At 70.0% G+C, this 22,444-nt stretch carries 20 protein-coding genes and 1 pseudogene; 12 read left to right on the top strand and 9 right to left on the bottom strand.

Features of this window, described 5'->3' with window-relative positions; genetic code table 11:
* Positions 1-46: 46 nt before the first annotated feature.
* The 6 genes from murJ to trxA all read left to right on the top strand — a co-directional run bounded on the left by murJ (position 47) and on the right by trxA (position 7,316).
* A complete protein-coding gene (gene murJ / locus ABZZ17_RS36040; protein WP_356882863.1) occupies positions 47-2,224 on the top strand; it encodes a murein biosynthesis integral membrane protein MurJ in 2,178 nt (725 codons plus the stop codon).
* 126 nt (positions 2,225-2,350) lie between these two features.
* The gene (locus ABZZ17_RS36035) at positions 2,351-4,072 is read left to right on the top strand and encodes a protein kinase family protein (RefSeq protein WP_356882861.1); all 1,722 of its coding nucleotides are present in this window, start codon (positions 2,351-2,353) and stop codon (positions 4,070-4,072) included.
* A 24-nt stretch (positions 4,073-4,096) separates the two neighbouring features.
* Positions 4,097-4,801 carry an RNA polymerase sigma factor SigM gene (sigM, locus tag ABZZ17_RS36030; protein ID WP_356882859.1) on the top strand — a complete coding sequence of 235 codons (705 nt, stop codon included), beginning with the start codon at positions 4,097-4,099 and terminating at the stop codon, positions 4,799-4,801.
* Positions 4,798-5,781, top strand: coding sequence for a hypothetical protein (locus ABZZ17_RS36025; protein ID WP_356882857.1), 984 nt, complete (start codon positions 4,798-4,800; stop codon positions 5,779-5,781). Before sigM ends, ABZZ17_RS36025 begins: the two co-directional genes overlap by 4 nt.
* 124 nt (positions 5,782-5,905) lie before the next feature.
* Entirely contained in the window at positions 5,906-6,865 is a 960-nt protein-coding gene (gene trxB / locus ABZZ17_RS36020) for a thioredoxin-disulfide reductase (RefSeq protein WP_356882855.1), read from the top strand.
* Positions 6,866-6,971: 106 nt separating this feature from the next.
* Complete coding sequence (gene trxA / locus ABZZ17_RS36015) at positions 6,972-7,316, top strand: thioredoxin (protein WP_356882853.1); 345 nt, start codon at positions 6,972-6,974, stop codon at positions 7,314-7,316.
* A gap of 79 nt (positions 7,317-7,395) precedes the next feature.
* On the opposite strand, the gene ABZZ17_RS36010 is transcribed toward trxA, so the two are convergent.
* From ABZZ17_RS36010 to rpmH, 9 genes and pseudogenes are all read right to left on the bottom strand, one after another.
* Entirely contained in the window at positions 7,396-8,013 is a 618-nt protein-coding gene (locus tag ABZZ17_RS36010; RefSeq protein WP_356882851.1) for a GNAT family N-acetyltransferase, read from the bottom strand.
* Positions 8,014-8,132: 119 nt separating this feature from the next.
* Complete coding sequence (locus ABZZ17_RS36005; RefSeq protein WP_356882849.1) at positions 8,133-9,251, bottom strand: ParB/RepB/Spo0J family partition protein; 1,119 nt, start codon at positions 9,249-9,251, stop codon at positions 8,133-8,135.
* A complete protein-coding gene (locus ABZZ17_RS36000) occupies positions 9,248-10,345 on the bottom strand; it encodes a ParA family protein (RefSeq protein WP_356882847.1) in 1,098 nt (365 codons plus the stop codon). The genes ABZZ17_RS36005 and ABZZ17_RS36000 overlap by 4 nt, the downstream gene beginning before the upstream one ends.
* 266 nt (positions 10,346-10,611) lie before the next feature.
* Positions 10,612-11,328 (bottom strand): 16S rRNA (guanine(527)-N(7))-methyltransferase RsmG, encoded by a 717-nt coding sequence (rsmG, locus tag ABZZ17_RS35995; protein WP_356882845.1) that lies wholly within the window; start codon positions 11,326-11,328, stop codon positions 10,612-10,614.
* 116 nt (positions 11,329-11,444) lie between these two features.
* Complete coding sequence (locus ABZZ17_RS35990) at positions 11,445-11,957, bottom strand: R3H domain-containing nucleic acid-binding protein (protein ID WP_249766856.1); 513 nt, start codon at positions 11,955-11,957, stop codon at positions 11,445-11,447.
* A gap of 15 nt (positions 11,958-11,972) precedes the next feature.
* The gene (gene yidC, locus ABZZ17_RS35985) at positions 11,973-13,079 is read right to left on the bottom strand and encodes a membrane protein insertase YidC (protein ID WP_356882843.1); all 1,107 of its coding nucleotides are present in this window, start codon (positions 13,077-13,079) and stop codon (positions 11,973-11,975) included.
* Between the two features lie 30 nt (positions 13,080-13,109).
* Positions 13,110-13,364 (bottom strand): annotated as a pseudogene (yidD, locus tag ABZZ17_RS35980) (membrane protein insertion efficiency factor YidD); the annotation flags it as partial.
* A complete protein-coding gene (gene rnpA, locus ABZZ17_RS35975; RefSeq protein ID WP_356882841.1) occupies positions 13,361-13,735 on the bottom strand; it encodes a ribonuclease P protein component in 375 nt (124 codons plus the stop codon). The gene rnpA and the pseudogene yidD, both read right to left, overlap by 4 nt.
* Positions 13,736-13,756: 21 nt before the next feature.
* Positions 13,757-13,894 (bottom strand): 50S ribosomal protein L34, encoded by a 138-nt coding sequence (rpmH, locus tag ABZZ17_RS35970; protein WP_008741645.1) that lies wholly within the window; start codon positions 13,892-13,894, stop codon positions 13,757-13,759.
* A gap of 357 nt (positions 13,895-14,251) precedes the next feature.
* Between rpmH and dnaA the strand changes: the two genes are divergently transcribed.
* The 6 genes from dnaA to ABZZ17_RS35940 form a co-directional block, all read left to right on the top strand.
* Positions 14,252-16,069, top strand: coding sequence for a chromosomal replication initiator protein DnaA (gene dnaA, locus ABZZ17_RS35965; RefSeq protein ID WP_356882839.1), 1,818 nt, complete (start codon positions 14,252-14,254; stop codon positions 16,067-16,069).
* Positions 16,070-16,933: 864 nt separating this feature from the next.
* The gene (gene dnaN / locus ABZZ17_RS35960; protein WP_030153167.1) at positions 16,934-18,064 is read left to right on the top strand and encodes a DNA polymerase III subunit beta; all 1,131 of its coding nucleotides are present in this window, start codon (positions 16,934-16,936) and stop codon (positions 18,062-18,064) included.
* A 221-nt stretch (positions 18,065-18,285) separates the two neighbouring features.
* Positions 18,286-19,161, top strand: coding sequence for a phosphogluconate dehydrogenase (NAD(+)-dependent, decarboxylating) (gnd, locus tag ABZZ17_RS35955; protein WP_356882836.1), 876 nt, complete (start codon positions 18,286-18,288; stop codon positions 19,159-19,161).
* Positions 19,162-19,230: 69 nt separating this feature from the next.
* Positions 19,231-20,367: a DNA replication/repair protein RecF gene (gene recF, locus ABZZ17_RS35950; protein ID WP_356882834.1), complete on the top strand. Its 1,137-nt coding sequence runs from the start codon at positions 19,231-19,233 to the stop codon at positions 20,365-20,367.
* Entirely contained in the window at positions 20,364-20,891 is a 528-nt protein-coding gene (locus tag ABZZ17_RS35945; RefSeq protein WP_356882832.1) for a DUF721 domain-containing protein, read from the top strand. Before recF ends, ABZZ17_RS35945 begins: the two co-directional genes overlap by 4 nt.
* 426 nt (positions 20,892-21,317) lie before the next feature.
* A partial coding sequence (locus ABZZ17_RS35940) for an ATP-binding protein (RefSeq protein ID WP_356882830.1) occupies positions 21,318-22,444 on the top strand: 1,127 nt, incomplete at its 3' end.

The raw sequence follows: 22,444 nt of genomic DNA, 5'->3' as shown, positions 1-22,444 counted from the left end.
GCGATGCCGTGGCCGGTCGGCCTGGGGACGATGAGGTGGGGTTGCGATGAACGCGCCGTACGACGGTGACCGCGCGCAGGGCACTGGTGGGCCGACGCCCTCCCAGGGCTCTGCCCCGGGCACTCCGGTGCCCGGACAGGTTCCGGCGCCCGCGCCCGCGCCGGACCACGACCCGTATGTCCAGGACGCCTACGACTACGACCCGTACCGGGCTCAGGACCTCTCGGCGCAGGATCCGGTCGCGGAGGTCCTCTACGACCGGGCGTCCCACCCGCCGCCGCCCCCCGGCACCTACCAGGAGGCGGGCCCCCTCTACGCGGCCCCGCAGGCGCCCTCGCACGGCCCCGACCCGCGCGTCTGGGCCCAGACGCCGCCGCCGGAACCGGACGGACCCTCCCGCCACCTGCCGTACGGGGACCACGCCACCACCACCCAGTTCGTCGGCGTGGACTCACTGGTGACCCAGGCGGCGGAGGAGCAGCCGGAACCGGACGCCTTCGCCCACCTGTACCGGGACCAGCAGGCGGCCCCCCGCACCCAGGTCGCGGAGCCTCCGGTGGCGGCCCCGGCCCCCACCAAGCCCGCCGGGCGCGCCTCCAGCCTGCTCAAGTCGAGCGCGCTGATGGCGGCCGGCACGATCGTCTCCCGCATCACCGGCTTCGCCCGCACCCTGGTCATCGCCGGCGCCATCGGCGTCGCCACCCTCAACGACAGCTACCAGGTCGCCAACACCCTGCCGACGATGATCTACGTCCTCGTCGGCGGTGGCGCCCTCAACGCCGTCTTCATTCCGCAGCTCGTGCGCGCGATGAAGAACGACAAGGACGGCGGAGAGGCGTACGCCAACCGTCTGCTGACCCTCGTCGTGGTCCTGCTGGGCGCCGTCACCGTCATCTGTGTCCTCGCGGCGCCCCTGTTCATCAGGATGATGTCGCAGGAGATCGCCTCCGACCCGGACCGGATGGACGTAGCGGTCGCGTTCGCCCACTACTGCCTGCCCACGATGTTCTTCATGGGCGTGCACGTGGTCATGGGTCAGATCCTCAACGCCCGCGGCCGGTTCGGCGCGATGATGTGGACCCCGGTCCTCAACAACATCGTCGTCATCACCACCTTCGGCGCCTTCATCTGGGCCTTCGGCGGCTTCACCTCGACCGGCGTGGCCGAGAGCAGCATCACCGCCGAAGGCGTCCGCCTGCTCGGCATCGGCACCCTGCTCGGCCTCGTCGTGCAGTCCCTGGCGATGGTTCCCTACCTGCGCGACGCGGGCTTCAAGCCGCGCCTGCGCTTCGACTGGAAGGGCCACGGCCTCGGCAAGGCCGCCGGCCTCGCCAAGTGGACCTTCTTCTTCGTCCTCGCCAACCAGCTCGGCCTGATCGTCGTCACCCAGCTCGCCACCTGGGCGGGCGCGGTCGCCGACAAGCAGGGCCACGGCGGTACCGGCATCACCGGCTACAACTACGCGCTGCTGCTGTGGCAGATGCCGCAGGCCATCATCACCGTCTCGGTCATGACGGCCGTCCTGCCGCGCATCTCCCGCTCCGCGCACGACGGGGACGCCGCCGCGGTCCGCGACGACATCTCCTACGGGCTGCGCACCTCCGCCGTCGCGATCGTGCCCTGCGCCTTCGCGTTCCTGGCCCTCGGCGTCCCCATGGCCACGCTGCTCTACGCCGGTTCCGGCGCGGACGACGCCCGGAACATCGGCTTCATCCTCATGGCCTTCGGTCTGGGCCTGATCCCGTACTCCGTCCAGTACGTCGTCCTGCGCGGCTTCTACGCCTACGAGGACACCCGGACCCCCTTCTACAACACGGTGATCGTCGCCGCCGTCAACGCCGGCGTCTCCACCATCGCCTTCTTCGTCCTCCCCGCCCGCTGGGCCGTGGTCGGCATGGCCGCCGCCTACGGACTCGGCTACGCCGTGGGCGTCGGTGTCGCCTGGCGCCGCCTCAAGAACCGCCTCGGCGGCGACCTCGACGGCGCCCACGTGATGCGCACCTACACGCGGCTGATCGGCGCCTGCGTCCCGGCCGCCGTCGTCGCGGGCGGTGTGGCCTACGGGGTCACGCAGTTGCTGGGCAGCGGAGCGGCCGGTTCCCTCGCGGCTCTGCTCGCGGGCCTCGTCGCTCTGGGCGCGGTGTTCCTCATCGCCGCCAAGCGGATGCGGATCGAAGAACTCAACGCCATGGTCGGAATGGTCCGCGGACGTCTGGGGCGCTGATGCTCACGCCCGCAGGCCGAACGCACTCCCTTCGCATGTCGTGCGGAGCGCCGGACTGTGGGCACAATTGGCATGGCTTCGCAGACTGGCCGACAGCGCGCAACGGATGGGGAGGCAGGGACGACGGTGGCGGAACGTAGCACGGCTGCCGTCGACGTGGCCGACAACAGCGGCGACGAGCCGCTGGCCGCAGGAGCGGCCAAGGCCACGGCCGACGGGGTGGACACCCAGAACGGACGAGCCGCGGACGGACCCATGCCCGAGAAGGACGGCGAACGCACGAAGGCGGCCCCCACGGCCGCGCCAGAACTCCACAGCGGCCACAAGCTCGCGAGGCGCTACCGCCTCGAGGAGTGCGTCACCCGTCTGGACGGATTCAGCAGCTGGCGCGCGATGGACGAGAAGCTCCGCCGTGCGGTCGGCGTCCACTTGCTGCCCGCCGACCACCCGCGGGCCCGTACGGTCCTCGCCGCGGCCCGGTCCTCCGCCCTGCTCGGCGACCCCCGGTTCGTCCAGGTCCTCGACGCCGTGGAGGAGAACGACCTCGTCTACGTCGTCCACGAGTGGCTGCCCGACGCCACCGAACTCACCGCCATCCTCGCGGCCGGCCCGCTGGAGCCCCACGAGGCCTACCAGCTGGTCAGCCAGGTCTCCCAGGCCATGACCGCCGCCCACCGCGAGGGCCTGGCCCACCTGCGGCTGACGCCCAGCGCGATACTGCGCACCTCCACGGGCCAGTACCGCATCCGCGGCCTCGCGGTGAACGCCGCCCTGCGCGGCATCACCAGCGAGACCCCGCAGCAGGCCGACACCGAGGCCATCGGCGCCCTGCTGTACGCCGCCCTCACCCAGCGCTGGCCGTACGAGACCGACGCGTACGGACTGGCCGGCCTGCCCAAGGGCGTCGGCCTGATCGCCCCCGACCAGGTACGCGCCGGAGTCCACCGGGGCCTCGGCGAGCTCGCGATGCGAGCCCTCGCCAACGACGGTGCCACCGCCTCCCGTCAGGAGCCGGCCTGCACCACCCCGGAGGAGCTGGCCAAGGCCGTCGCCGCGATGCCCCGCATCCGGCCGCCGGAGCCCGCCTTCACGGCGCCGCCGGAGTACCAGCACACCACCTACCAGCAGGGCAGCTACGGACGCCCCCTGCTGCCCGGCGGGCCGACCGTACAGATCTCGTCCGTTCCCCCGCCGCCGCTGCAGAGCCGTACCGGCCGGGCCCTCAAGTGGGGCGTCGCCGCGCTGCTGATCGCCGCCCTCGGCCTGGGCAGCTGGCAGCTCGCCGACAAGCTGCTGGACCACCGCAACAAGGGCAACGGCAACAACGGCAACCAGCAACAACAGCACCCGAACACCGACGGCGCCCCGGAGAAGAAGGAGCCCGTACCGCTCTCCGTCAAGGGAGCCGCGGAGTACTACCCGGACGGCACCCCGCAGAACGCCGACGGGGTCTCCAAGACGTACGACGGGAACGCCTCGACGTACTGGCGGACCAAGAGCTTCTTCGAGGGTCCCGAGCTGAAGATCAAGTCCGGCGTCGGCATCATCTACGACCTCGGGTCCGAGCACGAGGTCAGCGAGGCCTCGATAGCGCTGCGGTTCGCCGGTGACCACACCACGCTGGCTCTGTACGCGGCCGACTCCATGCATCCGAAGAACTCGGTCGGCTCCATGAAGAAGATCGCGGGCACCACGACCTCCGAGCGGGACGTGCGCCTGAACGCCGAGAAGCCGGTCAAATCGCGCTACGTGCTGCTGTGGATCACCGCCATGCCGGACGCCCCCGTCGACGACTTCAGCGGCGCCGGATACAAGCAGGCCATCACGGATGTGAAGTTCACGGGCTGACGGACAGCAGGGGAGGGCTCACCGTTGGACCAGGCCGCGACCGGCGACCACGGAGACCGCAGCGACCAGGACCTCCTGGCGCTGCACGTCGCCGGGGATCCCGACGCCTTCGGTGAGCTCGTACGCCGCCACCGCGACCGGTTGTGGGCGGTGGCCCTGCGCACCCTCGGTGACCGCGAGGAGGCCGCCGACGCCGTGCAGGACGCCCTCGTCTCCGCCTACCGGCGTGCCCACACCTTCCGCGGGGAGTCGGCGGTCACGACCTGGCTACACCGCGTCACCGTGAACGCCTGCCTCGACCGGGCCCGCAAGGCCGCCTCCCGCCGGACCTCCCCCCTCGACGACATGGACCGCCTGGAACGGCTCCTGGAGCCCCACGAGTCCGCCGAGGCCCCTGCTGAGCGCCAGGAGCTCCACCGCCAGCTGCTGGCCGCTCTCAGCACCCTCCCTGCCGATCAGCGGGCCGCCCTCGTCCTCGTCGACATGCAGGGGTACCCCGTCGCCGAGGCCGCGCGGATCCTCGACGTCCCCACCGGGACCGTGAAGAGCCGGTGCGCGCGCGGCCGGGCGAAACTCGTCCCGATGCTCACTCATCTGCGCACGAATGCCGGGGATAACACCACCTCGGAGCGGGGAAGGAACCGGACGCCGGGGACAGCCGTCCCACCAGCGGCAGAACCCCGGGACCCAGACCCAGACGCTGTGAAGGGCGGAGGTGGACGACCGTGAGCCCCACGACCGGAACGATCCGGCACCCGGAGGTCTCGGAGATCTCCGACCTGACCGAAGGACTGCTCTCCCCCACCCGGGGCGCCGAGGTGCGCGACCACCTCGGCGGCTGCTCCCTCTGCGCGGACGTCCTCGCGTCGCTCCAGGAGATCCGGGGCCTGCTCGGCACCCTCCCCGGTCCGCCGCGCATGCCCTCGTCCGTCGCGGGCCGGATCGACGCGGCACTCGCCGCCGAGGCACTCCTCGACTCGACCGGCTCCAGGACGGGCGGCCCGCCGGCCGGCTCGCCCGTCGGCCCTCCCACCGGCGAGCCGGCTGTTTCACGTGAAACAGCCGCCGTTTCACGTGAAACACCGGCCCCCGCTCCCGGCCGTACCGAAACCCAGCGGCCCTCCGGTCACCCGTCCGGCTCCACCGGGCCCGGCCGGCGCCGCGCCCGCCGCCGGATCGCGGTCCTCGCCGGCCTGGCCGGGGCCGCCGCGTGTGCCCTCGGCGTCTTCCTCGTCAACGGGCTCAACGGCACCGCCTCCCATGACACCGCCACCCGCGGTGATTCCTCGTCCGCGGCCCGGAGCACCGACGGCAGCGGGTACACCGCTCAGGGACTCCAGGACAGCGTCCGGCAGCTCCTAGCGGCCAGGAACACCGGCAAGACGGGCGAGGTCCCACCGTCCCCGCAGGCGGAGACGAACAAGACGATGGGCCTGGAGAACTCTCCCGGTCTGGCCCCCTCGGACCGCGGGGCATCGACGGAAGCACCCCGGGTACCGGCCTGCGTCCAGCAGTCCACCGGCCGCACCGACGCCCCGCTCGCCGCCGACCGCGGGACCTACGAGGGCGCGGCCGTCTACCTCGTCGTCCTGCCGCACGCCGGTGACCCCGGCCTCGTGGACGCGTACGTGGTGCCGGCCGCCTGCGCCGACACCCCTGCGGGAGCCCCGGGAACGCCGGTCCTGACCCGTACCTATCCGCGCGGCTGACCCGTTCCCGTTCCGTCCTGGACGAGCGGGGAATGCGCGCGCCGTAGGATCCGTTGGGTGGGGTGAGAGTCCGCACCGGCCCCCGGTAGGCAACACGCAGTCCGCAGAGACGAGGAAAGAACCCGTGAGCGACGTACGAAACGTGATCATCATCGGCTCCGGGCCGGCCGGGTACACGGCCGCCCTGTACACCGCACGCGCTTCGCTCAACCCCCTGGTCTTCGAAGGTGCCGTCACCGCCGGCGGCGCGCTGATGAACACCACCGAGGTCGAGAACTTCCCCGGCTTCCGGGACGGGATCATGGGCCCGGACCTCATGGACAACATGCGTGACCAGGCCGAGCGCTTCGGTGCCGAGCTCGTCCCCGACGACGTCGTCTCCGTGGACCTCACCGGTGAGATCAAGACGGTCACCGACACCGCCGGCACCGTGCACCGCGCCAAGGCCGTCATCGTCACCACCGGCTCGCAGCACCGCAAGCTGGGCCTGCCCAACGAGGACACCCTCTCCGGACGCGGTGTCTCCTGGTGCGCCACCTGCGACGGCTTCTTCTTCAAGGACCAGGACATCGCCGTGGTCGGCGGCGGCGACACGGCGATGGAGGAGGCGACCTTCCTCTCCCGCTTCGCCAAGTCGGTCACCGTCATCCACCGCCGCGACAGCCTGCGCGCCTCCAAGACCATGCAGGACCGCGCCTTCGCCGACCCGAAGATCAAGTTCGCCTGGGACAGCGAGGTCGCGGAGATCCACGGCGAGCAGAAGCTCTCCGGTCTGACGCTGCGCAACACCAAGACCGGTGAGACCTCCGCGCTGCCCGTGACCGGCCTCTTCATCGCCGTCGGCCACGACCCGCGCACCGAGCTGTTCACCGGCCAGCTGGACCTGGACGACGAGGGCTACCTCAAGGTGGACGCCCCCTCCACCCGGACGAACCTCACCGGTGTCTTCGGCGCCGGTGACGTGGTGGACCACACCTACCGTCAGGCGATCACCGCGGCCGGCACGGGCTGCTCCGCCGCCCTCGACGCCGAGCGCTTCCTCGCCGCCCTCTCGGACTCCGAGCACGCGCACGCGGCGGTCTGACCCAGCCGTCTGAATCCCAGTCGTCTGGCACGGCCGTCCGACCCGCGGCCGACCGACCCGAGTTTCATCCCCACACCCCACACCCCGCAGGAAGAAGGAGCCCGCTGTGGCCGGCAACCTGAAGAACGTGACCGACGCCGACTTCGACACCGTCGTCCTCGCCAGCGACAAGCCCGTGCTGGTGGACTTCTGGGCCGAGTGGTGCGGTCCGTGCCGCCAGATCGCGCCCTCGCTGGAGGCCATCGCCGCCGAGTACGGCGACCAGATCGAGATCGTCAAGCTCAACATCGACCAGAACCCGGACACGGCCGCCAAGTACGGCGTCATGTCCATCCCGACCCTGAACGTCTACCAGGGCGGCGAGGTCGCCAAGACCATCGTCGGCGCCAAGCCGAAGGCCGCCATCCTGCGTGACCTCTCGGACTTCGTCGAGGTCAAGGCCGCCGGCTGATCACAGCCACAGCGATGTTTCACGTGAAACGGGGCCGCCCCTGAAGGGGCGGCCCCGTTCCGCGTTTTCCCTGTCCCGCTCACAGCGGTCGCAATGCCGGTTCCTTGCGCGCACCGCCGAGCAGGCGGTCCAGGGCCAGTTCCACGTCTTCCTTCCACGACAGGGTCGTGCGCAGCTCCAGTCGCAGCCTCGGATGGGCCGGATGCGGGCGGACCGTCTTGAAGCCCACCGACAGCAGGTGATCGGCCGGCAGCAGGCACGCGGGCCGCTCCCAGTGCGCGTCGCCGAACGCCTCGATCGCCTTGAAGCCCCGGCGCAGGAGGTCCTTGGCGACCGTCTGCACCATCACCCGTCCCAGGCCCTGCCCCTGGTATCCCGGCATGATCCACGCCGTGATCAGCTGCACCGCGTCCGGGGAGACCGGGCTGGTCGGAAACGAGGCCGCCCGGGGGACGTACGCCGGCGGGGCGTAGAGCACGAAACCCACCGGGACCTCGTCCACGTAGACCACCCGGCCGCAGGACCCCCAGTCCAGCAGGACGGCGGAGATCCAGGACTCCTTCTCCAGCTCCGGAGTGCCCGCCTTCACCGCGGCCTCGCCGCTGACGGGATCCAGCTCCCAGAACACGCAGCTCCGGCAACGCTTGGGCAGGTCCTGGAGGTTGTCCAGCGTGAGCGGTACCAGCCGACGACCCATGACGGCATCGTATCCACTGCCCCCTCGTCCTTCGAGTGCGGACAGCCGCGGATGACCAAGGAAAAAGGGGCGGGCCGCGTCGGCTTCCGCCGGCACGACCCGCCCCTCGGCCACCCGGGCTACTCCCCGGACGGCCCCTGCTCCAGTACCCGGCCCTCGCCCGGCGCCAGGGTCCCCAGGATGCGCTCCAGATCCTCCATCGACGCGAACTCGACGGTGATCTTGCCCTTCTTCTGGCCCAGGTCCACCTTCACCCGGGTCTCGAAGCGGTCCGAGAGCCGCGTGGCCAGCTCGCTGAGCGCCGGGGCCACCCGGGCGCCGGCCCGCGGGCCCTTCGGCTTCACCGGGCTCGAAGGCTCCGAGCCCATCAGCATCACGATCTCTTCGACCGTACGCACGGACAGGCCCTCGGCGACGATGCGCTGCGCCAGCAGCTCCTGCTGCTCGGCGTCCTCCACCGGCAGGAGCGCTCGCGCGTGCCCGGCCATCAGCACGCCGGACGCCACCCGGCGCCGCACGCTGGGGGGCAGCTTCAGCAGTCGCAGCGTGTTCGAGACCTGCGGACGGGAGCGCCCGATCCGGTCCGCCAGCTGGTCATGGGTGCAGTTGAACTCGCGGAGCAGCTGGTCGTACGCCTCCGCCTCCTCCAGCGGATTCAGCTGCGCCCGGTGCAGGTTCTCCAGGAGGGCGTCCAGCAGGAGCTTGTCGTCGTCCGTCGCCCGGATGATCGCGGGGATCCGCTCCAGGCCGGCCTCCTTGCAGGCCCGCAGACGGCGCTCACCCATGATCAGCTCATAGCTGTCGGGGCCTGCTTGCCGTACGACCACCGGCTGGAGGACTCCCACTTCCTGGACGGAGGTCACCAGTTCCGCCAGGGCGTCCTCGTCGAAGACCTCACGCGGCTGGCGCGGGTTCGGCGTGATCGAGTCCAGGGGAAGCTCCGCGTACATCGCCACCGCGGATCCGTCCGATACCGGCACCGAGGGCTCCGGCACGCTCGCCGTCACCTCGTCCACCATCGGCTCCGGTGTTTCACGTGAAACACCGGCCTGCGTCAGCGCGGCCAGCTTCGCCGCGGCGATGCCCCGTTCCGACGTCAGCACCGGCGCCGTCGCCGAAGACGTCGCACCGGCACCGGCACCAGCACCGGCACCGGCACCGGCCGGCGTCTTCTCCTGCGGAGCAGCCGGAATCAGCGCGGCGAGCCCCCGCCCCAGCCCCCTACGTCGCTCACTCACTGGATCCCCTCCGCCACACTCTGCGTGTTGTTCATGCCCGCGCCCACATGGGCGTTCTGGGCGTCGTAATGGATTCCGGCACCGCGCATCGCGATCTCCCGCGCGGCCTCCAGGTAGGAGAGCGCACCGCTGGAACCCGGGTCGTAGGTGAGCACGGTCTGTCCGTAGCTCGGAGCCTCCGAGATGCGCACCGAGCGCGGGATGCTCGTACGCAGCACTTCCTTGCCGAAGTGCGTGCGCACCTCGTCCGCCACCTGCGAGGCCAGCCGGGTCCTGCCGTCGTACATCGTCAGCAGGATCGTCGACACGTGCAGCGCCGGGTTCAAGTGGGACCGCACCAGGTCGACGTTGCGCAGCAGCTGACCGAGGCCCTCCAGCGCGTAGTACTCGCACTGGATCGGGATCAGTACTTCCGCGCCCGCGACCATGGCGTTGACCGTGAGCAGACCCAGCGAGGGCGGGCAGTCGATCAGGATGTAGTCGAGCGGCTGCTCGTACGCCTGGATCGCCCGCTGGAGCCGGCTCTCGCGGGCCACCAGTGACACCAGCTCGATCTCCGCGCCGGCGAGGTCGATCGTGGCGGGGGCACAGAACAGCCCCTCCACGTCCACCACCGGCTGGACGACCTCCATCAGCGGACGGCTGTCCACCAGGACGTCGTAGATGGACGGGACCTCGGCATGGTGGTCGATGCCCAGAGCCGTGGACGCGTTGCCCTGCGGGTCGAGGTCGATCACGAGGACCCGGGCACCGTGCAGGGCCAGCGAGGCGGCCAGGTTCACGGTCGTCGTGGTCTTGCCCACGCCGCCCTTCTGGTTGGCCACCACCATGATGCGGGTCTGCGCGGGCCTCGGCAGAGCGGCACCGGACTGCCCCAGGGCCTCGACCGCCAGCTGGGCGGCACGGCCGAGGGGGGTCTCGCCGATCTCGTCGTTGTCGACGAGGGGCGGAGGCGATGTTTCACGTGAAACATCGCCCGGTGATTCAGAGCGGGGACCTGGGACCGGATCGGCCATCGGCCCCGCGAGGTTGGCGTCGGACCGCACGGTGTCACTCTCCTCGGCAGCGGGCTCGCGATGAACAGAGCCTGCCATGTCACCGGGGTCGCGAACCAGCGGGGCCCGTACTCCTGTGGATGAATCCACCGTTGTGGACAACTCCGTACCCCCCGCGTCCTTGCGGGAGCGGGGGGCGGCAGCCGCACGGCCGCGGCTGATGATTCCGTGCAGCAGAGAGCGACGTTTCACGTGAAACACGATGCCCGGACGGAGTCTTCAGGCCTCTACGACACTCCGAAATCCATACCTATAGGGCCCAACACACCCGAAATACCTGCCGCTCCCCGCCCACGGAGCGAAGATCAGCGACGCCTGCGGGTCCGGCTCGTCCGCGCGGCCTTAGCCCGCTTGGCCGCAAACCTCACCCCGCCGGGGCTTTCTCCCACCTCGACGCGGACCACGGTGGACATGGGGTCCACGATGCCCTCGCCGACCTGGAGCACCGAGGTCTTCACCACACCGAGCTTGGTCAGCGCGACCTTGGCCGCCACCAGCTCTTCCTCCGCGGTGTCGCCCTTGAGCGCCAGCATCTCGCCGTACGGCCGCAGCAGCGGTACGCCCCAGCCCGCCAGGCGGTCCAGGGGTGCCACCGCGCGTGCCGTCACCACGTGTACCGGCTGGACCTTGCCGAGTACCTCTTCGGCCCGGCCGCGCACCACCGTGACGTGGTCCAGGCCCAGCAGCTCCACGGCTTCCTGGAGGAAGTTCGTGCGCCGCAGCAGGGGCTCCAGCAGGGTGATCTTGAGGTCCCGCCGGACCAGTGCGAGCGGGATACCGGGCAGACCCGCGCCCGAGCCCACGTCGCAGACGGTGACGCCCTCGGGCACCACCTCCGACAGCACCGCGCAGTTCAGCAGGTGCCGCTCCCACAGCCGGGGCACCTCGCGCGGGCCGATCAGGCCGCGCTGGACCCCGGCGTCCGCCAGCAGCTCCGCATACCGCACAGCTTCCGGGAAAAACTCACCGAACACCGCGCGCGCCACTTCGGGCGCCGGGGGAAGCTCAGCTGCCTCCGTCACGGGGACCGTCCTTCCGTACAGAACCGCTCACGCCAGAACCGTGTGGTTCGACTGTCAGGCTTACAAACTTCGGCCCCGCCTGCGACACAGGCGGGGCCGACCACAGGATGTTCCGGTCAGGCCGGGAGCACAACGACGAAGCGCTGCGGCTCCTCGCCTTCGGACTCGCTCTTCAGACCGGCGGCCGCCACGGCGTCGTGGACGACCTTGCGCTCGAACGGAGTCATCGGAGCCAGCTTCAGCGGCTCGCCCGAGGCCTTCACGTCCGCCGCGGCCTGGGCACCCAGGGCCGCGAGCTCCTCGCGCTTCTTCGCCCGGAAGCCGGCGATGTCCAGCATCAGCCGGCTGCGGTCCCCGGTCTCCCGGTGCACGGCCAGGCGCGTCAGCTCCTGGAGCGCCTCCAGGACCTCGCCGTCGCGGCCCACGAGCTTCTGCAGGTCGCGGCTGGAGGAGTCACTGACGATGGAGACGGCGGCCCGGTCGGCCTCGACGTCCATGTCGATGTCGCCGTCCAGGTCGGCGATGTCCAGCAGACCCTCAAGGTAATCGGCCGCGATCTCACCCTCCTGCTCGAGGCGGGTCAGGGTGTCGCCACTCTCAGCGGCGGCGGTGGTGGTGCCTTCCGTCACGGGAGGGACTCCTTCTTACTTCTTGGAGGGCTTGCTGGGGGGCGTCTGACGCTTCGCCTTCGTCTGCCGCTTCGGCTGCTGCCGCTTCGTGGCGACACCGCCGCTCGCCGCATCCGCATCGGCGGTGGCCTCAGCACTCTTGATCACGGAGCCGTCCGCCTGGGCGGCCATGCCCTGCTTGGTCAGCGCGGTGATGAACTTGCGCTCGTTGTCGTTGCGGTCCGGGCCCTTGGCCACGATCGCCGCGACGATCTTCTTCTTGCTCCGGCCCTTGACGGCACCGTGCGAGCTGACCTGCTTCAGCAGACGGGTCAGGTACTGGTCCTGCGCCTTGCTGCCCGGCGTCGGGTTCTGGTTGATCACGTACATCTGCTGGCCCATGGTCCACACGTTCGTGGTCAGCCAGTAGACGAGGACACCGACGGGGAAGTTGATGCCCATCACGGCGAAGATCACCGGGAAGATGTACATCAGCATCTTCTGCTGCTGCATGAAGGGGGTCTTGACCGAGAGGTCGACGTTCTTCTGCATCAGCTGGCGCTGGGTGTAGAACTGCGACAGCGACATCATGACGATCATGACGGCGGTGACGATCCGCACGTTGGTGATCGAGGCGTCCAGCTCGGCGACCTTCGCGGCGCTGTCCGTGAACTTCGCGGCCAGCGGGGCGCCGAAGATGTGCGCCTGACGGGCGCTCTCCAGCAGCGACTGGTTGATGACGCCGATGGTCTCGCCGTTGGCGATGCTCGCGAGCACGTGGTACAGCGCGAAGAAGAACGGGGACTGCGCCAGGATGGGAAGGCACGAGGAGAGCGGGTTGGTACCCGTCTCCTTGTACAGCTTCATCATCTCTTCGGACTGACGCTGCTTGTCGTTCTTGTAGCGCTCCTGGATCGCCTTCATCTTCGGCTGGAGCGCCTGCATGCCCCGCGTCGCCTTGATCTGCTTCACGAAGAGCGGGATCAGGCAGATACGGATCAGGATCACCAGGGACACGATGGACAGGCCCCAGGCCCATCCACTGTCCGCACCGAAGATCGCCCCGTACAGGGAGTGGAACTGGACGATGATCCACGACACGGGTGTGGTGATAAAGCTGAACAGACTGGCAATCGTGTCCACTAATCAGGCTCCTTGAGCATTGCGAGATCTACGCAACGCACTGCGCAGCTGCTCGTGCCAACGCGGGCGTTTCCGGGGTGGGACATGATCCACACCACCCGGGGACCACGGATTGCACCGCAGGATCCGCCAGGCGGTCAGAACCGTCCCCTTCACCGCACCATGCCGGTCGATGGCGCCGTACCCGTAGCGTGAACACGACGGGTAGTAGCGGCACACCGGCCCGAGCAGCGGACTGATCGTCCACTGGTACAGCTTGATCAAAGCGAGCAGCGGGTACTTCATCGAGCCGCGCCTCCCAGCAGCCGCGTCAAAGCGGCGTCCAGGTCACGGGCCAGCTCGTCGAGGCCGGCATCGCCCGCTCCGGGCAAAGCCCGCACTACCACCAGGCTACCGGCGGGCAGCTGAGCCAGCCGGTCGCGGACAAGATGGCGCAGACGGCGCTTCACCCGGTTACGGACGACAGCGACGCCGACAGCCTTGCTGACGACGAAACCCGCACGCGGCGAGGGATCGATCTCCCCCGGCGCGTGCGGGTCCGTTGCACCGCTTGTTCTTAGGTGGACGACGAGGAGCGGGCGTCCCGCCCGCCGGCCTCGGCGTACCGCGCTCGCGAAGTCCTCGCGCCGCCTCAGCCGATTCTCGGGAGACAGCACGACGTCACGACCTGCGCGTTGTTACGCGGAAAGGGCGGCGCGGCCCTTGCCACGACGGTTCGCGAGGATCGCGCGACCGGCACGGGTACGCATCCGCAGGCGGAAGCCGTGGGTCTTGGCACGACGGCGGTTGTTCGGCTGGAAGGTGCGCTTGCTCACTCGGGGGCTCCAGAGAATGAATCGTTGTGGCGGTACATCGCCTGGCTGTCACCGTGCGCCCACGAGGAACTCGCGTGTTCGCCCGAGTGGGCACCGCTAAACGATCACTAAAAGTGACCTTCGCCCATCGGTAGGCAGGCGGCAGCAGCCATCGACAATTCGACCTCGTCACGGTACGCGCGGCTACGCCATCCGGTCAAACCGAGCTCACCTGCCGCACACTGTGCACAGGCTGTGGACAACGACTTGAACCGTGGCCACCGGCCTGACTACCGTTGCCTGATCCCTGATTTTTTGCCCCGACCGTCCCAAAGAACCACACATTCGTGGGACGGGACCTGTGAGAGAGCGTGCTCTGTGGCTGACGTACCTGCCGATCTTGCCGCAGTGTGGCCACGCGTGCTCGAGAAGCTGCTCGGCGAGGGTCAGCAAGGCATCGAGCCCAAGGACAAGCAGTGGGTCGAACGATGCCAGCCGCTGGCCCTGGTCGCCGACACCGCGCTGCTCGCCGTCCCGAACGAGTGGGGCAAGCGCGTTCTCGAAGGCCGCCTCGCCCCGCTCATCAGCGACGCGCTGAGCCGTGAGTGCGGCCGCCCGATCCGGATCGCCATCACCGTGGACGACTCCGCCGGCGAACCCGCGCCGCCCTCCGCGCCCTCGTCCCCGCAGCGGGAGGGCTACGAGCCGTACGGCGGCCCGCGCCCCGGCAGCCACAACGGCCCGGGCGACGACCAGCTCCCCACGGCCCGCCCCGCCTACCCGGACTATCAGCAGCAGCGCCCGGAGCCCGGGGCCTGGCCCCGCGGCGGCCAGCAGGACGACTACGGCTGGCAGCAGCAGCGCCTCGGTGGCTTCCCCGAGCGCGATCCGTACGCCTCCCCCCAGCCGGGCTACCTCCAGCAGCCGGAGCCGGGCGGCTACGACCAGGGCTCCTACGAACAGCAGAAGTACGAGCAGCCCAAGTACGAGCAGTCCCCGTACGAACCGCAGAAGTACGAACCCCAGAAGTACGAGCAGCAGCAGTACGAGAACCAGTCGTACGAGCAGCAGCAGTACGAGCAGCCCGCGCCGCGCACGGCACCGGGCCGGCCCGCCCCGCCGCCGGCCCCGTCGGGCGGTTCCACCTCGGGACCGCTGGAGCCGACCGCCCGGCTGAACCCCAAGTACCTCTTCGACACCTTCGTCATCGGCGCCTCCAACCGCTTCGCGCACGCCGCCGCGGTGGCCGTCGCCGAGGCGCCGGCGAAGGCGTACAACCCCCTGTTCATCTACGGGGAGTCGGGCCTCGGCAAGACCCACCTGTTGCACGCCATCGGGCACTACGCGCGGAGCCTCTACCCCGGCACCCGGGTGCGGTACGTGAGCTCCGAGGAGTTCACGAACGAGTTCATCAACTCCATCCGCGACGGCAAGGGCGACGCCTTCCGCAAGCGGTACCGCGAGATGGACATCCTGCTGGTCGACGACATCCAGTTCCTCGCGAGCAAGGAGTCAACGCAGGAGGAGTTCTTCCACACCTTCAACACGCTCCACAACGCCAACAAGCAGATCGTGCTGTCCTCCGACCGGCCGCCCAAGCAGCTCGTCACCCTGGAGGACCGGCTCCGCAACCGCTTCGAGTGGGGCCTGATCACCGACGTCCAGCCCCCCGAGCTGGAGACCCGCATCGCGATCCTGCGCAAGAAGGCCGTCCAGGAGCAGCTCAACGCCCCGCCGGAGGTACTGGAGTTCATCGCCTCCCGCATCTCGCGCAACATCCGCGAGCTGGAGGGGGCGCTGATCCGGGTCACGGCGTTCGCGAGCCTGAACCGGCAGCCGGTCGACCTCGGCCTCACCGAGGACGTCCTGAAGAACCTGATCCCGGGCGGCGAGGACAGCGCGCCCGAGATCACGGCCTCCGACATCATGGCGGCCACCGCGGACTACTTCGGGCTCACCGTGGACGACCTGTGCGGCTCCTCGCGCAGCCGGGTGCTGGTCACCGCGCGGCAGATCGCCATGTACCTGTGCCGGGAGCTCACCGACCTGTCCCTGCCCAAGATCGGGGCCCAGTTCGGCGGCCGCGACCACACCACCGTCATGCACGCGGACCGCAAGATCCGGGCCCTCATGGCGGAACGGCGGTCCATCTACAACCAGGTCACGGAGCTCACCAACCGCATCAAGAACGCCTGACGCGGCCCCCCGACAGCCGTGCCAGGGCCCCTTCACACCCGAAAACAGGGCGCTTCCGGACCGTACCGGGGGCGCCCTTCTTCGTCCGTGCGCCCCTGCTCTGTTCGAATACGCCCCCTGGAGGGCAACTCATCCACAGATTGGCCGACTTTCTTCCGTCCACAGCCTGAGGACAGTGTGCGGCGCCCACAATCTGTCCACAGGAGCGCAGGTTGAGGGCCCATCAGGGCAGGTCAGCCGCCTGTGGAATTGTGCGCAAGCGCTGTCCACAGCCTGTGGACAGAAATCTCGTCCACAGGCTCGTCCACGGCTCTGTCCACCGCCGCCCCACAGGTTGCCGCATCCTGTGCACAGGATCCGAAGGGTTCTCCACACCGTTGTCCACTGTTCGGCAACCCGGCACCCGTCGTCACCGCCCCGAGTGAAAGCGGTCACACGGAAGTCGACGTTTGGGGTGTGGAGCACTGGGGAAAAGCTGGGGACACACCTGTGGAGTAGTGGGGGTCGTCTGGGGACGGCCTGTGCAGAAGTTTTCGTTCTCCACAGAGACACCGTGTTGTCCACCGGTGCCACCCACAGGGTGTGGGGATAAAAAACGAGGGCTGACCTGGGAGAACGGGCTTATCCACCGTTTCCACAGGCCCTACTACTACCCCCATAGAGAGTTAGCTCGGATTCGGTTTTCAAGCAGGTCCTGTGCACAACTCGTCGCTCGGCCTCGCCGACGCCTCGCTCCCGACTTGACCGCCAGCCGCGACGAGTGTCGGCGCCGTACGTCAGACTGGTCCCCGGCATCGGTCGAGGCATCGACGAGCCGACGACGAAGGCCGGCAGACGAGCGAGCAACAGCAGGAGGCGGTTCCGGTGAAGATCCGGGTGGAACGCGACGTACTCGCGGAGGCGGTGGCCTGGGCTGCCCGCAGCCTCCCGGCCCGGCCGCCGGTGCCCGTACTCGCGGGCCTGCTGCTGAAGGCCGAGGAGGGCACGTTGTCCCTCTCCGGCTTCGACTACGAGGTCTCGGCCCGCGTCTCCGTCGAGGCGGACGTCGAGGAGGACGGCACCGTCCTGGTCTCCGGCCGGCTGCTCGCCGACATCTGCCGCGCCCTCCCCAACCGCCCGGTGGAGATTTCCACAGACGGTGTACGGGCGACCGTGGTCTGCGGCTCCTCGCGGTTCACACTCCACACCCTGCCTGTGGAGGAGTACCCGGCGCTGCCGCAGATGCCGACCGCGACCGGCACCGTGCCCGGCGAGGTCTTCGCCTCCGCCGCCGCCCAGGTCGCCATCGCCGCCGGCCGCGACGACACGCTGCCCGTGCTGACCGGTGTCCGCATCGAGATCGAGGGCGACCGCGTCACCCTGGCCTCCACCGACCGCTACCGCTTCGCGGTCCGCGAGTTCCTGTGGAAGCCGGAGAACCCGGACGCCTCCGCCGTGGCCCTGGTGCCCGCGAAGACCCTCCTGGACACCGCCAAGTCCCTGACCAGCGGTGACACGGTCACCCTGGCTCTGTCGGGCTCCGGTGCGGGCGAGGGCCTCATCGGCTTCGAGGGCGCGGGCCGCCGCACCACCACCCGCCTCCTCGAGGGCGACCTGCCGAAGTACCGCACGCTCTTCCCGACGGAGTTCAACTCCATCGCGGTGATCGAGACCGCTCCGTTCGTCGAGGCCGTCAAGCGCGTGGCCCTCGTCGCCGAGCGCAACACCCCCGTCCGCCTCAGCTTCGAGCAGGGCGTGCTGATCCTCGAAGCCGGTTCCAGCGACGACGCACAGGCTGTGGAGCGCGTCGACGCGAAGCTGGAGGGCGACGACATCTCGATCGCCTTCAACCCGACGTTCCTGCTGGACGGCCTCAGCGCGATCGACTCGCCGGCCGCGCAGCTGAGCTTCACCACCTCGACCAAGCCGGCGCTGCTCAGCGGCCGCCCCGCGGTCGACGCGGAGGCCGACGAGGCCTACAAGTACCTGATCATGCCGGTACGCCTGTCCGGCTGACGTCTTCCCCGTCGGGCCCGGTCTCGCAGGCTGCGGGACCGGGCCCGACGCCGTCCACAGGCCAGGGCTCCGGGAGTCCAGAACGCCTGGGGACTTCCTGGACGCGCGCCACGGCCCGTGGGGCCGCCGTGCACGCCCCGGCGTAGGCTCGGATCCGTGGGTGACCCGGCTCGTCCGGGAACCCGCGGCAAAGACGGCCACAACGCGTAAGGAACCAGTTGATGGAGCTTGGTCTCGTCGGTCTCGGCAAGATGGGCGGCAACATGCGCGAGCGCATCCGCCGCGCAGGCCACACCGTCATCGGATACGACCGCAACCCGGACCTCGCCGATGTCCACAGCCTGCGGGAACTTGTGGACAGCCTGCAGGCCCCCCGCGTGGTGTGGGTGATGGTCCCGGCAGGTGCGGCGACGCAGTCCACCGTCGACGAGCTCGGCGAGCTGCTCTCGCCCGGCGACATCGTCGTGGACGGCGGCAACTCGCGCTGGACGGACGACGAGAAGCACGCCGAGGAGCTGAAGGCCAAGGGCATCGGCTTCGTCGACTGCGGCGTCTCCGGCGGCGTCTGGGGCCTGGAGAACGGCTACGCGCTCATGTACGGCGGCGACGAGAAGCACGTGGCCGCGGTCCAGCCGGTCTTCGACGCGCTCAAGCCCGAGGGTGACTTCGGCGCCGTGCACGCGGGCAAGGTCGGCGCGGGCCACTTCGCGAAGATGGTCCACAACGGCATCGAGTACGCCATGATGCAGGCCTACGCCGAGGGCTGGGAGCTCCTGGAGAAGGTCGACTCGGTCACCGACGTCCGCGAGGTCTTCCGGTCCTGGCAGGAGGGCACGGTCATCCGTTCCTGGCTGCTGGACCTCGCCGTGAACGCGCTGGACGAGGACGAGCACCTGGAGCAGCTGCGCGGCTTCGCGCAGGACTCGGGCGAGGGCCGCTGGACCGTCGAGGCGGCCATCGACAACGCGGTGCCGCTGCCGGCGATCACGGCCTCGCTGTTCGCCCGGTTCGCGTCCCGCCAGGACGACTCGCCGCAGATGAAGATGATCGCCGCGCTGCGCAACCAGTTCGGCGGGCACGCGGTCGAGAAGAAGTAGCACCACAAGAACGACAGCACCACGAGAACGACAGCACGACAGCAGGAAGCCGGGGGAGGTCGGCGACACATGCACGTCACGCATCTCTCCCTGGCCGACTTCCGCTCGTACGCCCGGGCCGAGGTACCCCTCGGCCCGGGCGTCACGGCTTTCGTGGGGCCCAACGGCCAGGGCAAGACGAACCTCGTCGAGGCCATCGGCTACCTCGCGACGCTCGGCAGCCACCGGGTCTCCTCGGACGCCCCCCTCGTGCGCATGGGCGCGGAGCGCGCCGTCATCCGTGCCGCCGTCACCCAGGGCCAGCGGCAGCAGCTGGTGGAGCTGGAGCTGAACCCGGGCCGCGCGAACCGGGCCCGCGTCAACCGGTCCTCGCAGGTCAGGCCCCGGGACGTGCTGGGGATCGTACGGACCGTGCTGTTCGCCCCGGAGGACCTGGCCCTCGTCAAGGGCGATCCGGGGGAGCGCCGGCGCTTCCTCGACGAGCTGGTCACCGCGCGCTCGCCGCGGATGGCGGCCGTCCGCTCCGACTACGAGCGGGTCCTCAAGCAACGCAACACCCTCCTGAAGTCCGCCGCCATGGCACGCCGGCACGGCGGCCGGTCCATGGACCTCTCCACCCTCGACGTGTGGGACCAGCACCTGGCCCGCGCGGGCGCCGAGCTGCTCGCCCAGCGCCTCGACCTGATCGCCACGCTCCTGCCGCTCGCCGACAAGGCCTACGAACAGCTCGCGCCCGGCGGCGGCCCCCTCGGCCTCGCCTACAAGTCCTCGGCCGGCGAACCGGTGGACAGCGGCGACGCCCGGACCCGCGAGGCGCTCTACGAGGTGCTGCTGGCCGCGCTGGCCGACGTCCGCAAGCAGGAGATCGAGCGGGGCGTGACCCTGGTGGGCCCGCACCGCGACGACGTGCTGCTGCGCCTCGGCGAGCTCCCGGCCAAGGGCTACGCCAGCCACGGCGAGTCCTGGTCGTACGCCCTCGCGCTGCGGCTGGCCTCGTACGAGCTGCTGCGCTCGGAGGGCGCCGAGCCGGTGCTGGTGCTCGACGACGTGTTCGCGGAACTGGACGCCCGGCGCCGCGAGCGGCTCGCGGAGCTGGTGGCTCCGGGTGAGCAGGTCCTCGTGACGGCGGCCGTGGACGACGACGTACCGGGCGTACTGGCGGGGACCCGCTTCGCGGTGTCCGGCGGCGAGGTGACCCGGCTGTGAGCGGCGGCGAGCAGGACGGGCGCAAGGCCCCCGAGCCCTCCGGGGTGGACCTGGCGCGCCAGGCGCTGGCCGCCGCCCGGGAACAGGCCCGGGCCCGGGGCAACGCGGTGAGCGGGAAGAAGCGCCAGCAGCACCCCGGGCTGCGTTCGGGCGCCCGCGCGGACGGCCGGGACCCGATGCCGCTGATGGCCGCGCTGGACCGGCTGCGCACGGAGCGCGGCTGGGAGATGCCGATGGCCGTGGCCGGGGTGATGGAGCGCTGGCCGGAGATCGTCGGCCCGGAGATCGCGGCGCATTGCGTGCCGGAGCGCTACGAGGACCGCGAGCTGGTCGTGCGCTGCGATTCCTCGGCGTGGGCGGCGCAGCTGAAGCTGCTGGCCCCGCAGCTGGTGGCGCGGCTCAACGCCGAGCTGGGGCAGGGCACGGTCCGGCTGATCAAGGTGCAGGGCCCGGGAGGCCGCCCGAAGGGGTACGGGCCCTGGCGCAGCCCGGGCAGCAGGGGTCCCGGCGACACCTACGGGTGAGCCCGCCCGCGGCCCGTGCCGCGCCGGTCCTCGCGGCCGGTCCCCGCAGTACCCCCGGCGAAGCCGCCGTTCCCTTGGGAGCGGCGGCTTCCGGCCTGTTGCGGCCCGGCGCGGGGCGGGCCGGCGGGCCCCCGTCGCGGGTGGTGTCCCTCACGGTAGCCGCGGGTTGACAGGCCGAAGCGCTGGATGCCCGTGTGAGCCACTTTGAGCCCCTCCCCGGATATGGGGAGTCGGAGAGTGGAGGTTCAGGGCGGCACATGCGTACTCAGGTACCGGCAAACCCCCATTCATGTCAGTGGTACCGGTAGACTGGAGGCAATCCCGCCCAGTTGCGGGATCACCAGTCGAGTACCGGTGACAAACGCTGACAACGCAGATCGACGCAGCCGCTCCTGCTTGCATGCCTGCTGGCCCGGAGTACGGCCTGTGCTGTGCCAGAAAGGGCGCTTCGTGGCCGATTCCGGCAACTCCAACGACAAGAACGAGTCCACCGCCGGCGGCGAGGCCGCCGAAGCAGGTGGTTCTTCGTATACCGGAAGCAACATCCAGGTCCTGGAGGGCCTGGACGCGGTCCGCAAGCGGCCCGGCATGTACATCGGATCGACGGGTGAGCGCGGCCTGCACCACCTCGTCTACGAGGTCGTCGACAACTCGGTCGACGAGGCACTGGCCGGGCACGCGGACACCATCGACGTGACGATCCTCGCCGACGGCGGGGTCAAGGTCGTCGACAACGGCCGGGGCATCCCGGTCGACATCGTCCCGTCCGAGGGCAAGCCGGCCGTCGAGGTCGTGCTCACCGTCCTGCACGCGGGCGGCAAGTTCGGCGGCGGCGGGTACGCCGTCTCCGGCGGTCTGCACGGCGTCGGCGTGTCCGTCGTGAACGCGCTGTCGACGAAGGTCGCGGTCGAGGTCAAGCGCGACGGCTACCGCTGGACCCAGGACTACAAGCTCGGCGCCCCGACGGCCGCCCTCGCCAAGAACGAGGAGACCGACGAGCACGGCACCTCGGTCACCTTCTGGGCCGACGGCGACATCTTCGAGACGACCGAGTACTCCTTCGAGACGCTGTCGCGGCGCTTCCAGGAGATGGCCTTCCTCAACAAGGGCCTGACCCTGTCGCTGACCGACGAGCGCGAGTCGGCGAAGGCCACGATGGGCGCGGACTCCGCCGAGGAGTCCGACGACAACCAGGCGCGGACGGTGAAGTACTACTACGAGGGCGGCATCGTCGACTTCGTGAAGTACCTCAACTCGCGCAAGGGCGAGCTGATCCACCCGACCGTCATCGACGTCGAGGCCGAGGACAAGGAGCGCATGCTCTCGGTCGAGATCGCGATGCAGTGGAACTCGCAGTACACCGAGGGCGTCTACTCCTTCGCGAACACGATCCACACGCACGAGGGCGGTACCCACGAAGAGGGCTTCCGCGCGGCGCTGACGGGTCTGGTCAACCGCTACGCGCGCGACAAGAAGCTGCTGCGCGAGAAGGACGACAACCTCGCGGGCGAGGACATCCGCGAGGGTCTGACGGCGATCATCTCGGTCAAGCT

It is taken from the genome of Streptomyces sp. NPDC006512 (assembly GCF_040611935.1).
In the GTDB taxonomy this organism is placed as follows: Bacteria; Actinomycetota; Actinomycetes; order Streptomycetales; family Streptomycetaceae; genus Streptomyces.
Note: the sequence above shows the minus strand (reverse complement) of the source record. Positions and strands in the feature narration are given on the sequence as shown.

Coding starts and splice junctions, on each gene's coding strand:
- murJ (WP_356882863.1), top strand. CDS start 47: ATGAACGCGCCGTACGACGGTGACCGCGCGCAGGGCACTGGTGGGCCG.
- recF (WP_356882834.1), top strand. CDS start 19,231: ATGCACGTCACGCATCTCTCCCTGGCCGACTTCCGCTCGTACGCCCGG.
- ABZZ17_RS36010 (WP_356882851.1), bottom strand. CDS start 8,013: ATGGGTCGTCGGCTGGTACCGCTCACGCTGGACAACCTCCAGGACCTG.
- gnd (WP_356882836.1), top strand. CDS start 18,286: ATGGAGCTTGGTCTCGTCGGTCTCGGCAAGATGGGCGGCAACATGCGC.
- ABZZ17_RS36000 (WP_356882847.1), bottom strand. CDS start 10,345: ATGGCAGGCTCTGTTCATCGCGAGCCCGCTGCCGAGGAGAGTGACACC.